This is a genomic window from Tardiphaga sp. 866_E4_N1_4 (assembly GCF_052076075.1).
Lineage (GTDB): Bacteria > Pseudomonadota > Alphaproteobacteria > Rhizobiales > Xanthobacteraceae > Tardiphaga > Tardiphaga robiniae.
The window spans coordinates 2,001,855-2,014,038 of sequence record NZ_CP197242.1 but is presented as its reverse complement, the minus strand read 5'-3'; the positions used below and the strand labels follow the sequence as shown (position 1 = coordinate 2,014,038).

Annotated in this window: 14 protein-coding genes; 5 read left to right on the top strand and 9 right to left on the bottom strand. The window is 62.0% G+C overall.

The features are described 5' to 3' along the window. Nucleotides 1-282 carry a hypothetical protein gene (locus AB8B20_RS10010; protein WP_439072455.1) on the top strand — a complete coding sequence of 94 codons (282 nt, stop codon included), beginning with the start codon at nucleotides 1-3 and terminating at the stop codon, nucleotides 280-282. An 89-nt stretch (nucleotides 283-371) separates the two neighbouring features. Here AB8B20_RS10010 and AB8B20_RS10005 read toward each other — a convergent pair whose 3' ends face one another. Next, nucleotides 372-581, bottom strand: a complete 210-nt coding sequence (locus AB8B20_RS10005; RefSeq protein WP_089265143.1) for a DUF6894 family protein — start codon at nucleotides 579-581, stop codon at nucleotides 372-374. A gap of 294 nt (nucleotides 582-875) precedes the next feature. Between AB8B20_RS10005 and AB8B20_RS10000 the strand changes: the two genes are divergently transcribed. Together AB8B20_RS10000 and AB8B20_RS09995 are read left to right on the top strand one after the other, a co-directional pair. Further along, nucleotides 876-1,193 carry a hypothetical protein gene (locus AB8B20_RS10000; protein ID WP_439072454.1) on the top strand — a complete coding sequence of 106 codons (318 nt, stop codon included), beginning with the start codon at nucleotides 876-878 and terminating at the stop codon, nucleotides 1,191-1,193. A gap of 103 nt (nucleotides 1,194-1,296) precedes the next feature. Continuing rightward, nucleotides 1,297-1,734 (top strand): acyl-CoA thioesterase, encoded by a 438-nt coding sequence (locus AB8B20_RS09995; protein ID WP_439072453.1) that lies wholly within the window; start codon nucleotides 1,297-1,299, stop codon nucleotides 1,732-1,734. A gap of 42 nt (nucleotides 1,735-1,776) precedes the next feature. Here AB8B20_RS09995 and AB8B20_RS09990 read toward each other — a convergent pair whose 3' ends face one another. The 3 genes from AB8B20_RS09990 to AB8B20_RS09980 form a co-directional block, all read right to left on the bottom strand. Then, nucleotides 1,777-2,004, bottom strand: a complete 228-nt coding sequence (locus tag AB8B20_RS09990) for a hypothetical protein (protein ID WP_068735728.1) — start codon at nucleotides 2,002-2,004, stop codon at nucleotides 1,777-1,779. Nucleotides 2,005-2,168: 164 nt separating this feature from the next. After that, nucleotides 2,169-2,468, bottom strand: coding sequence for a hypothetical protein (locus AB8B20_RS09985; protein WP_439072452.1), 300 nt, complete (start codon nucleotides 2,466-2,468; stop codon nucleotides 2,169-2,171). 74 nt (nucleotides 2,469-2,542) lie between these two features. Then, complete coding sequence (locus AB8B20_RS09980; protein ID WP_439072451.1) at nucleotides 2,543-2,956, bottom strand: hypothetical protein; 414 nt, start codon at nucleotides 2,954-2,956, stop codon at nucleotides 2,543-2,545. A gap of 638 nt (nucleotides 2,957-3,594) precedes the next feature. Here AB8B20_RS09980 and recA point away from each other — a divergent pair. After that, the gene (gene recA, locus AB8B20_RS09975) at nucleotides 3,595-4,698 is read left to right on the top strand and encodes a recombinase RecA (RefSeq protein WP_439072450.1); all 1,104 of its coding nucleotides are present in this window, start codon (nucleotides 3,595-3,597) and stop codon (nucleotides 4,696-4,698) included. A gap of 184 nt (nucleotides 4,699-4,882) precedes the next feature. Here recA and AB8B20_RS09970 read toward each other — a convergent pair whose 3' ends face one another. The 5 genes from AB8B20_RS09970 to AB8B20_RS09950 all read right to left on the bottom strand — a co-directional run bounded on the left by AB8B20_RS09970 (nucleotide 4,883) and on the right by AB8B20_RS09950 (nucleotide 10,623). Then, nucleotides 4,883-5,896, bottom strand: a complete 1,014-nt coding sequence (locus tag AB8B20_RS09970) for an ABC transporter ATP-binding protein (RefSeq protein WP_439072449.1) — start codon at nucleotides 5,894-5,896, stop codon at nucleotides 4,883-4,885. After that, a complete protein-coding gene (locus AB8B20_RS09965) occupies nucleotides 5,893-6,882 on the bottom strand; it encodes an ABC transporter ATP-binding protein (protein WP_439072448.1) in 990 nt (329 codons plus the stop codon). The genes AB8B20_RS09970 and AB8B20_RS09965 overlap by 4 nt, the downstream gene beginning before the upstream one ends. 25 nt (nucleotides 6,883-6,907) lie before the next feature. Beyond that, nucleotides 6,908-7,846, bottom strand: a complete 939-nt coding sequence (locus AB8B20_RS09960) for an ABC transporter permease (protein ID WP_439072446.1) — start codon at nucleotides 7,844-7,846, stop codon at nucleotides 6,908-6,910. 7 nt (nucleotides 7,847-7,853) lie between these two features. Beyond that, nucleotides 7,854-8,834 carry an ABC transporter permease gene (locus AB8B20_RS09955; protein ID WP_149531197.1) on the bottom strand — a complete coding sequence of 327 codons (981 nt, stop codon included), beginning with the start codon at nucleotides 8,832-8,834 and terminating at the stop codon, nucleotides 7,854-7,856. Nucleotides 8,835-9,015: 181 nt separating this feature from the next. Continuing rightward, the gene (locus AB8B20_RS09950; RefSeq protein WP_439072445.1) at nucleotides 9,016-10,623 is read right to left on the bottom strand and encodes an ABC transporter substrate-binding protein; all 1,608 of its coding nucleotides are present in this window, start codon (nucleotides 10,621-10,623) and stop codon (nucleotides 9,016-9,018) included. Between the two features lie 253 nt (nucleotides 10,624-10,876). On the opposite strand from AB8B20_RS09950, the gene AB8B20_RS09945 reads away from it, so the two are divergent. Further along, on the top strand, nucleotides 10,877-12,130 hold the full coding sequence (locus tag AB8B20_RS09945) for an NAD(P)/FAD-dependent oxidoreductase (protein WP_231079953.1): 1,254 nt from the start codon (nucleotides 10,877-10,879) through the stop codon (nucleotides 12,128-12,130). The last annotated feature ends 54 nt before the right edge of the window (nucleotides 12,131-12,184 follow it).

Below are 12,184 nucleotides of genomic sequence, written 5' to 3'. Positions count from 1 at the left end.
ATGAAACGATCCAGCAAACTATTCAGCGTCGTCGCAGTGCTCGCGCTTTTGACCGGCCCTGCCGCCGCGCAGATGATGAACCTGATGCCGGAGGTGAAGTCCAAGTCGGCGGAGGAGAAGGAGCAGGACGCGATCACCGAGAAGGCGTATCGCGAGTCGCTGCGCAAGATTCCCGACACCAAAGCCGCGGCCGATCCATGGGGCAATGTGCGCAGCGATGCGCCGAAAGCCGTTGCACCCGCGAAACAGCCACGCACCAAGACCGGCAGCGCTGCGAATTGATCAGGCGATGACGTGGCATCGGCGGCTCGTGCCGCCGGGCGCGCAAATGGACTGAAGCCTGCGCGCGGCCACTGACATATGCGCCTGTGTCAGTTGCTCCAGGACAGCGGCACTTCGAACAATCCGCCGCTGTCTTCATTCTCGACGACGATCGCGCCCCTCACGACGCCGAGGCTGCGCACCATCTCCGATGCGAGCTGACGTGCGTGCAGCATCGCTTCCTGATCGTCCTTGAAGCTCGTCCCTTCTTCGTCGAGGAACGTGTTTTCGGCGATAATATGAAAGAAATATCGAGGCACGGGAAACGACCACAGCTGGCGCGCGTGTAAATGGCTTGCAGCACCTGAGGTTGCTGTAAGACAATGATACCGCTAAACTAACTTGTTCCGTGCGTCGATAGAAATGTGCAAAATTTGCGGCAAATAAACGGTTTTTTTGCGCGGCCAGTCGCGCGTGCAGGGATCCGCTTTCGGAACCGTGATCCATCTCTGGGTTGTCATCGAAGGCGGCCATTGTATCGGGCGCCATGATCGTTGCGGTATGGTGGGATGAGATACGGCGTCATCCGGCCGCGGTTTCACATAGGGGCCATCATGTTGTCGGCCGATCTCGTATTTGCATGTGCTCTGGTCGTGATGATCGGGTGCAACCTCTATGGCGAGCCGCGGATCGCAGGTGAGCACATCGCGATGCAGTGGGGCTTCGACGGCAAGCCGACATGGGATGCGCCGAAGCGGATTGCACTGTGGGGCATGGTCGTCTTCATGCTGACGGTGCGCCTGATCATCTGGACGGCGACGACCTTCGCACCGGAGAAGGTTCACGGCGCCAATCTCGGACTCATGTTGGCGTCGGTGATCATCGCAGCGTCGCACATTTTCATTGTGCTGAAGGCCATCAAGCAGACCTGAGTTGCGGCATGACGTCTCCCTGCGGCGGCTGGCTTCGCCGTGCAAGAGAGGCTAGGGGAGCATCAGGGCGGAGAACGAAGCCGCCGTCATAGGCGAGGGGCATATGTCACGCGACCGGTTCTGGTTCTTCCACCCGTTTCGGGTGCGCTATTCCGAGATCGACGGCCAGGGCGTCGTGTTCAACGCGCACTATCTCACTTACTTCGACACGACCATCACCGAATATTTTCGTGCGCTCGGCTATGACCAGTTTGCCGATGCCAAGGCGAGCGGCGTCGACTTTCACGTCGTCAAATCGGTGATCGAATACAAGGCGCCGATCCTGTTCGATCAGGAGCTGGACGTCGCCGCGCGCGTGGCGCGGATCGGCAACTCCAGTCTGGTGTTCGAACTCGGCATCTTCGCGCGCGCAGCCGACGGTCTGTTTGCGACGGGCGAGATCGTCTGGGTCAATACCGATCAGAAGACCCATCGTCCGGTGCCGATCGCGCAACCGATCCGCGATTTGATCGCCACGCGCGAAACGCATCTCGCGGGATAAGGCACAGGTCACATGGGCTCGGTGCGCGGACGCCGGGCGACTCTAGGCTGGCTCGTCCAGATCGTAGAAATGGGCGAGCCCCCGGCAGATCTCCATCAACCGGTCGCGAAAGGGGGTCTGGGCCGGATCCGAGTAACTGACAATGACGCGCCAGCTGTCATCCAGCGAATAGATGATTACGCTCATGTTCTTGGGCCATGGCCCGGCGATTGCGGCGGCTTCTCGAATGATCTTCTGAAGTTCGGCGGCGGTTTTCTTTGGCTTGGGCATCCACGCTCCCTGGCTAGAAGCGTTCTAAAGTGGCGGCGGGGAACTGTCCAGAGTGTGCCGGGCTCGCAGTTTGTGTGACCCGACTTGCCTGTCTCGGGTGACCCCGGCGGCCGGCCCGTTCAAACCGCCGCACTGACCAAAAGAGGCCGCGCCCCGAGGCGGCCTTACCTTGGCAACGTTCCCAGATCGCCCGATGAAGGCCTGCCCAGGGCAACGAATGCTGCGACCGCCAGAAGGCAGACGGGCGCAATCAGACCGAGCAGGTATCCGGCAAGACCGTGCCGAATATAGATGCCCCAATAGTTCACGAGGCCGGGGTAACTGGGGTCGGTGTTCGTATAGAAGACGACAAATTTTGCGGCGTTGGATATGTGCCCGTGTGACCACACGAGAAATGTAAATGCCAGCACGGTTGCGATCACGCAGAGTGCTGCTGCCACGACCATGCGCTGATTTCTGTTCATCGGATATCTCTCGCTGACTTCACGCCCCGTTGTGCAGGAAAGCTGCACGCAGGTTCAAAGGAGGAAGACTCGCCTCATGCACCGCCATGGGGTGCTTCGCTGCGCGTCAGGAACCAGCCTGGGATCTGCAGCGTGATCCATGATCCGAGCACCGTGAGGATCGCCATGCCCGCGAGCGAGATATAGAGCAGAGGATGTTGCGAGGATACGAGCGACCCGTTGAGGTGCAGGTGCGGGCGGATCATGTCCATAACCATACCGACCAGGCTCGCCGCCACGAAGCCGCCGATGGCCGACGCGACAATACTCGCGATCCATCCAAGCGGGCCGCGCTTCTTTGTCCAGGCCTCGTGAATTCCCACCGCCAGCATGGCGATAACCATGATCAGCATGATGGTCAGCGGGCCACCCACGCTCGACCTGGGCATCGCGCCACTGAGTTCGACGAGCAACAGGGCAGCGGCGGAGAGCAGTGCGATCGTCTTCACGGCGTGTGACCTTCCCATGTCGGATTGAACGCATGAGCGATGCGGACATCCTGTTGTGCGGGAAACGTGCAGGAAGGTTCAAAAGTGGCTCGATTAGTCCAAATCGGGTGGCTGTCGTTTTTGAACGATATCGACGAAGATGACTAAGAATGAAAGAGGCCGCCCACTGAGGCGGCCTTAGTCCCATTCAACCGGCCCCCATGGTTGTTGGTCGGCCCAATCCTTCGCCTCGTCGAGGGTGTGGTGGCTCCCTCCAGTGAGGTCGCACGTATAAACGAGTCCATCTGGCGTTTCTGGAATCGGACGGCTTTCGTCCAATTGGTCATCGTTGTCATATCGAGACGACGCAAACCGCACGGGCTGGGCGTAGATAGCAATCCGCCTAGGGGCGGTTCGGTCGTAAAGCCAAATCCCAGTTGCAACGATTTTTTTCTCTGCGGTCATTTTTTCATAATAGGCCACAGCCGAAATCAAACTAGGCCACTGCGGCCGGAAACAGGCCAGTACCAAAATTCTCAAAAGAACATATTGCGAACATAGAACAGATAGGGTACATTGTTTTCAACCCGAACAGCGCCGCCATCCTTTGGCGCTTGCCGTTTGTCCTGTCGCGAATCCCTTCATAAGGAGCTAGATCAATGGCTACCACTCCGACTGCCCTGCGTATCGTTGAAGGATCCTCCATGGACAAGACCAAGGCCCTGTCGGCCGCGCTCTCCCAGATCGAGCGCCAGTTCGGCAAGGGCTCGGTGATGAAGCTCGGCAAGAACGACCGGTCGATGGATATCGAGGTGATTTCGTCCGGCTCGCTCGGCCTCGATATCGCGCTCGGCGTCGGTGGCCTGCCAAAGGGCCGGGTGATCGAGATTTACGGACCGGAATCCTCGGGCAAGACGACTTTGGCGCTGCATTGCGCCGCGGAAGCCCAGAAGAAGGGCGGCATCTGCGCCTTCATCGACGCTGAACACGCGCTCGACCCGGTCTACGCCCGCAAGCTGGGGGTCAATGTCGATGAACTCCTGATCTCGCAGCCGGACCACGGCGAACAGGCGCTGGAAATCGCCGACACGCTGGTGCGCTCCGGCGCGGTGGACGTGCTGATCATCGACTCCGTGGCAGCGCTGGTGCCGCGCGCCGAACTCGAAGGCGAAATGGGCGACGCGCTGCCCGGCCTGCAGGCCCGTCTGATGAGCCAGGCGCTGCGCAAGCTGACTGCCTCGATCAACAAATCCAATACGATGGTGATCTTCATCAACCAGATCCGCATGAAGATCGGTGTGATGTATGGCTCGCCGGAAACCACTACCGGCGGCAATGCGCTGAAATTCTACGCCTCGGTCCGTCTCGACATCCGCCGCATCGGCGCGATCAAGGAGCGCGACGAAGTGGTCGGCAATTCGACCCGCGTCAAGGTCGTGAAAAACAAGCTGGCACCGCCCTTCAAGCAGGTCGAATTCGACATCATGTATGGCGAAGGCGTCTCCAAGATGGGCGAGATCCTCGATCTCGGCGTGAAAGCGGGAATCGTCGAGAAGTCCGGCGCCTGGTTCTCCTATGACAGCCAGCGTCTCGGCCAGGGCCGTGAGAATTCCAAGGCCTTCCTGAAGGCCAATCCGGACATGACCGCCAAGATCGAAGCCTCGATCCGGCAGAATTCCGGCCTGATCGCCGAACAGGTTCTCGCCGGTCCCATCGAGCGCGACGAAGACGGTGGTGACGGCGAGGAGCCGGCAGAAGATTGATCGGATCGGGTCCGGAGACGCACTGACGTTCATGCGCAGTGATCTTGCCGGGCCGATCTTGCAGCCGAGATTTTCGGCTGAATGATTTCGCGGTGGGTGCTGTGGGGGTCTGTTGCCGATACCCTGCGGTGCCTGCCGCGTTGTCGTTTCAGGGCATGTTGATCTGAGTGCGCGCTGATCGCAACTATCGCCGCGCGGCGGGAACGGCCTCGGCCGGCGGTGCGATCAGTTTGTTGACCGCATGACAGGCGACGCCGTCGACCAGATCCGGCACGACTTTGCGACAGAGATCGAACACTTCCGGGCAGCGCGGATGAAACGTGCAGCCGGAGGGCGGATCGATCGGATTGGGAATCTCGCCGGAGACCGCGATGCGTGCGCGGCCTGACATGGCCAGATCCGGCACGGCGCCCAGCAGCATGCGCGTATAGGGCATGCGCGGCGCGCGGAAGAGTTCGCGCCCTTCCGCGATCTCCACGATGCGGCCGAGATACATCACGCCGATCCGGTCAGCCATGTGCCTGACCACAGCAAGGTTGTGGCTGATGAACAGATAGGTTAGGCCGAATTTGTCCTGCAGTTCGCGCATCAGGTTGAGAATCTGCGCCTGCACCGAGACATCCAGCGCGGAGGTCGGCTCGTCGCAGACGATGAACTCGGCCTCCGATGCGAGTGCGCGGGCAATCGCGATACGCTGGCGCTGGCCGCCGGAGAACTGATGCGGATATTTCTGCCCGTCGTCGGGATGCAGGCCCACCAGCGTCAGCAATTCGCCAATGCGGGCGCGAATGTCGCGCTCGCCCTGAATGAGATCGAAGGCGCGGATCGGTTCAGCGATGATCGCATCAACGCGCAGCCGCGGATTGAGGCTCGCATAGGGATCCTGGAAGATCATCTGGATGCGCTTGCGCAGCAGTCTTCGCGCGCCCGCCTGGCCGGGATCGCTCATCGAGACGCCGTCGATGATGACGTCGCCGGATGTCGGCGGCAGCAGCCCGACCACCATCCGCGCCACCGTGCTCTTGCCCGAACCGGATTCGCCGACCAGCGCAAAGGTCTCGCCGCGCTTGATCTCGAACGAGACGCCGTCGACGGCTTTCAGAAACTCCATCGGGCTGCGCTCGATCATCCGGTTGAGCCAGGGCTTCGAGACATCGAATGCGCGTTTGAGATTGCGTGCCTGCACCAGCGCCGTCATGCCGCGCTCTCCGCGTGGGCGTGATCGTAGAGATGACAAGCGACCTGCTGGGCGCCAACAGCGATCGGCTCCGGCCGCTCGATACGACAGCGGTCGAACGCAAAGCTGCAGCGCGGATTGAAAGCACAGCCCTGCGGAATGGCCGACAGCCGTGGCATTGAGCCTGAAATCTGCACCAGCCGCTGCGAGGCATCGCCGGTCAGTGTCGGGATCGCGCCCATCAATCCCTTGGCATAGGGATGCAGCGGGTTCTGCACCACGTCGCGCACCGGTCCGATCTCGGCGATGCGCCCGGAATACATCACGGCGACGCGGTCGGACGTCTCGGCGATCACGCCCATGTCGTGGGTGACCAGCATCACGGCGGTGCCATGGTCGCGGCCGAGCCGCTTGATCAGCGCGATGATCTGCGCCTGCACGGAGACGTCGAGCGCGGTGGTCGGCTCGTCCGCGATGATCAGTTCGGGCTCGGCCGCGATCGCCAGCGCAATGACCACGCGCTGCCGCATGCCGCCGGAAAACTCATGCGGATAGGCATCGACGCGCTTGTCCGGCGCGGGAATGCCGACCTCGGCGAGCAGATCCACCGCGCGCTTGCGTGCCTGCGTCTCGTTCATGTTGAGATGGGTGCGGATCGTCTCCACCAGCTGGTCGCCAATGCGATACAGCGGATTGAGGCTGGTCAGCGGATCTTGAAAGATCATCGCGATGCGCTTGCCGCGAATCCGGCGCATCTGCTCCGGCGGCAGATTGTCGATGCGCAGGCCCGACAACAGGATCTCGCCGCCGGCGATGCGCCCGGGTGGATCGATCAGGCCGATGGCCGCGAGGCCCGTCACCGACTTGCCGGCGCCGGATTCGCCGACCACGCCCAGCACCTCGCCCTTGGCGATGTCGAAGGACACGCCGTCGATGGCGCGCAGCGCACCGCGCCGGCTGGCGAATTCGACGCGCAGGCTGCGCACGGAGAGGACGGGTACGCTCATGTCGGGCACTGCTTGAGGTGAGGCATCATTGCAGCTTCGGGTTCAGCGCATCGCGCAGCCAGTCGCCGAGCAGGTTGATCGACAGGATCAGCGAGGCCAGCGCGAGTCCGGGAAAGGCGATGACCCACCATTCGCCGGAGAACAGATAGTTGTTGCCGATGCGGATCAGCGTGCCCAGCGATGGCATCGTGTCGGGCATGCCGGAGCCGAGAAACGACAGCGTGGCCTCGGTGATGATGGCGAGCGCCAGATTGATGGTGGCGATCACCAGAATCGGCCCCATGGTGTTGGGCAGGACATGGCGGATCATGATCACCCGCGCGGGCAGGCCGATCAGCTGCGCCGCCGCGACATAGTCCTTGTTCTTCTCCACCATCACCGAGCCGCGCACGGTGCGGGCATATTGCACCCAGAAGCTCAGCCCGATGGCCACCACCAGCACGATCAGCGTGGTCGAGGCATCCAGATGATTGCCCAGCGCCGACTTCACCACGCCGTCGATCAAGAGCGCGATCAGGATCGCCGGAAAGGTGAGCTGCACATCGGCGATGCGCATGATCAGGCTGTCCACGGCACCGCCGACATAGCCGGCGATCAGGCCGAGTCCGATGCCGAGCACTGCCGCGAAACTGACGCCAAGTACGCCGACCACGAGCGAGATCCGCATGCCGTAGAGGATCGCCGAATAGATATCGCGACCCTGCTCGTCGGTGCCGAGCAGGAACGGCCTCTGGCCCTCCGCCGTCCAGAGCGGCGAGATGCGGGAATTGATCAGTTCGAGCTGCGCCGGGTCGAACGGATTCTGCACGACGAGTAAAGGCGCAAACAGCGCCATCATCAGCAGTACGAACACGATCGCCGCGGCGACCATGGTGAGTTTGGAACGGCGGAACGAATAGAAAATGTCGCTGTCGATGGCGCGGGCGAGGAGGGACGGTGTGCGGGGGATGGGCGTATCGGTCATGTCACCCTCATGCCGGCCGGTTGATCGTCGCGCGCAGGCGCGGATCGACGATGGTGTAGAGGATGTCCACGATCAGGTTGATGGTGACGAAGATCAGCGACACCACCAGGAGATACGCCGCCATGATCGGGATATCGACATTCTGCACGGCCTGCACGAACAAGAGCCCCATGCCCGGCCACTGGAACACGGTCTCGGTGATGATCGCAAAGGCGATGACCGAGCCGAATTGCAACCCGGCCACGGTGATGACCGGCACCAGTGTGTTCTTTAGCGCATGGCCGAAATGGATCGCCCGCGTGGTCAGCCCGCGGGCGCGCGCGAAGCGGATATAGTCGGTGCGCAGCACTTCCAGCATCTCGGCGCGGACGAGGCGCATGATCAGCGTCATCTGGAACAGGCCGAGCGTCACCGATGGCATGATCAGCGCCTTCAGGCCGGAGATCGTCAGCAGGCCGGTGGTCCACCAGCCGAATTTCACGACATCGCCGCGCCCGAAGGAGGGCAGCCAGCCGAGTGTCACCGCGAAGAGATAGATCAAGAGAATGCCGATCAGGAAGGTCGGCAGCGAGATGCCGATCAGCGACACCGCCTGCAGCACCTTGGCGAAGAACGAATCCTTCCGCAGCGCCGAATAGATGCCCATCAGGATGCCGAACACCATGGCGATCACGGTGGCGCAGGTGGCGAGCTCCAGCGTCGCCGGCATGCGCTCCTTCAGTAGCGCCGAGACCGGCTGACGAAACTGGTAGGAGACGCCGAACTTGAACTGCACGGCATTGATGAAGTAACGCGCGAATTGCACCGGGACGGGATCGTCGAGGCCGAGCGACGCGCGCACCTCAGCGCGCTGCGCCGGCGTTGTGTCGATGGCCACCATCTGGTTCACCGGATCGCCGGCAAAGCGGAACATGGTGAAGGCGATGATGCCAACGGCGATCATCACACCAATGGACTGCAATGCGCGGCGCAGGATGAAAGCGAGCATGGGCTATTTCGCTTTCTGTTATTGAAACATCTGGGACCTCATGGTGAGGAGGCGCTTCTTCAGCGCCGTCTCGAACCATGAGATAATGCAGGCCACCATCCTTCGAGACGCGGCGAAGGCGCCGCTCCTCAGGATGAGGACTGAGATCGGGGCGACCTGGCCTTCCACGCGGATGCCAAACCTAGTCCTGCTTCACCGCCCAGTATGGCAGCACCTGGTTGTCCGGGCGCTGCACGATCTTCACCTTCTTGGAGACGCCCCAAGCCAGCGCCTGCTGATGCAGCGGGATATAGGCCCAGTCCTTGGCGGCAATCTCATAGGCCTGTTTGATGAGCTGGTCGCGCTTCGCAGTGTCGGTCTCCTGTAGCACCTGATCGGTGAGGGCGTCGAACTGCTTGTTGCAATAGCCGCCGAGATTGGTAGCGCCGCGCGGGCTCGCGGGATCGTCGCGGCAGCCCATGATGTCATGCATCACATTGTGCGAATCCTGCGTACCCGGTGTCCAGCCGAGCAGATAGAATGAGGTGTTGAAGCCGCCGGTCTTGAAGACCTTGGCAAAATACAGCGCCTTCGGCTGTGCGTTCAGGATCACCTTGACTCCGATGCGCGCGAGCATGCCGACCACGGCCTGGCAGATCGCGGCGTCGTTGACATAGCGATCATTCGGGCAATCCATGCCGACTTCGAATCCGTCGGGATAGCCGGCATCGGCCAGCAGTTTCTTGGCGCCGTCGGCGTCATACTTCGGCCGCGTGAAGTCGCCGGAGAGCTTGAACAGCGGCGGCGCGATCATCAAGGCGGATGGTGTCGACAGTCCGCGCATGACGCGGCTCTTGATCAGTTCGATGTCGATGGCCTTGTAGAAGGCCTCGCGGACGCGGATGTCCTTGAACGGATTCTTGCCCTTGATGTTCGAGAACAGCAGCTCGTCGCGAATCTGGTCCATGCCGAGGAAGATGGTGCGCAGCTCCGGCCCGGCCATCACGGCGGCGTTGGCTGATCCATTGACGCGGGCGATGTCCTGCACCGGCACCGGCTCGATGATGTCGACTTCGCCGGACAGCAGCGCCGCGACGCGGGTGGCATCGGAGGCGATCGGCGTGAAGATGATCTCCTTGAGATTATGCTCGGGCTTGCCCCACCAGTTCGGATTGACCTTGAAGACGGTCTTCACGCCCGGCTGATGGCTTTCGATGGTGAAAGGGCCCGTGCCATTCGCATTCAACGACGCGAAGCTTGGCGACGTCGCCGCGGCAGGCGTCGGCGCGTTGGCATTGTTCGCCTCCGCCCATTTCTTGTCCATGATGTACCAGACGTCCCATTGCGACGTCAGGATGGGATTGGGCTTGGTCAGCACGAAATCGACGGTGTAGTCGTCGATCTTGAGCACCTTGGCATCGGCCGGAATGACCGTCGTGAAGTCGGAGCCCTTGGCGCGCACGCGGTCGGCGGAGAACACGACATCATCTGCGGTGAAGGGGTCGCCATTGTGGAATTTGACACCCTTGCGCAGATGGAAGCGCCAGCGCGTCGGCTCCGGTGTTTCCCAGCTCTCGGCAAGCGCCGGGATGATCTGCAGATCCTTGCCGCGTCCGACGAGGCCTTCATAGACCTGGCCGTGATGGGCGATCGTCGTGGTCTCGCGCAGCGTATAGGGATCGAGCGATTTCAGGTCGCCCTGATTGGCATAGCGCAGCGTTTGTGCGGAGGCGGGCAGTACGGAGGCAGAAACTGTGGCAAAGGCGATCAGCGATGCAGCGGCGGCAATGAACGTCTGACGGATCGACATACTGAGCTTCTCCATTGCATTGCCGCGATTGCATCACCACGCGGCCGCCCGACAGTTGAGCGAGTGTCACATTGTTGGCGGAGATTGCACGCCGCGCAAGCAGCATTTGTCAGCTATGCGCTGCACAATGAAGTGGCTGGCGCAATCCTTGCTAGGGTTAGGTATAAGCAATTCTACGCATTGCGCGCGTGCATCATTCGGTCACGACACAGCGCTAACAGGACCGCCAGAACGGCAAGATTTCGGAGCAGGAATGGCGGAACTCAAGGCTGATGTGCTTGTGCTTGGCGCAGGTATGGTCGGTGTGTCGGCGGCGCTGCATCTGCAGGCGCGCGGCCGCAATGTGGTGCTGGTCGACCGGCATGAGAAGGCCGGTGAGGAAACCAGCTATGGCAATGCCGGGCTGATCCAGTGCTGTTCGGTTTTTCCCTATATGCTACCGCGCGACCTCAGCAAGCTGTTTAAATATGCGCTGAACCGCGCGCCGGAGGTGCACTATCATCTCAACGCGCTGCCCGGCATGCTGCCGTGGATCGTCAGATATTTCCTGAACTCGTCGCCTGAGGGAGCGCTCCGCAGTGCGATGGCGGCGCTGCCGCTCATCCAGCGCAGCCTGATCGAGCACGAGGCCCTGATCGCGGAGGCCGGCGTGCCGGAGTTGCTGCGCCGGATGGGTTGGATCAACGCGTTTCGCTCCGAGGCTACGCTGGCGAAAGGCATCGCGGATCTCGAACGCCATCGCGCCTATGGCGTACCGGGCGACGTTCTGGACGCCGCCGCCATTGCAGAGCAGGAGCCGAACCTGTCTACCGATTTTGCGGGTGCCATCCACTGGACGTCGCCGGGCTTCGTGCCAGATCCTGGCGGCCTCGCGAAAGCCTATGCCGCACTGTTTATCCGCAAGGGCGGTCGCTTCATTGCCGCAGACGCCCGGACGCTGGAGCAGAGCGACGGCAAATGGCGCGTTGCCGGGCCGAACGGGGCGCTGGTCGCGCGCGATGTGGTGGTTGCGCTCGGGCCATGGTCGGATCAGGTGTTTCGGCCGCTCGGCTACAACATCCCGCTCAAGAGCAAGCGCGGCTATCACATCCATCTGGCGCCATCCGGCAATGCGGTGCTGCGCCATCCGGTTCTCGATGCCGATCGCGGCTATCTGCTGGCGCCGATGAATCGCGGCATCCGGCTGACTACCGGCGCCGAATTCGCGCTCCGCGATGCGCCGCCGACGCCGGCGCAGATCGAGCGGGCGCTGCCGATCGCACGGCAGACCTTCCCGCTCGGCAATCCCGTCGAGGCGAAGCCCTGGATGGGCGCCCGGCCATGCCTGCCGGACATGCTGCCGGTGATCGGCAAGGCGCCGCGCCACAAGGGCCTGTGGTTCGATTTCGGCCACCAGCATCATGGCTTCACGCTGGGGCCGGTGACCGGCCGTCTGATCGCGGACATGGTGACGGGCGTCACGCCCTTCACCGATCCCAAGGCCTTCGCGGCTGAGCGTTTCGGCTGACATCTCGCAACTGCAATGTAGATGTCACATCGCTTGCATCGGGCAGGCGTCAAC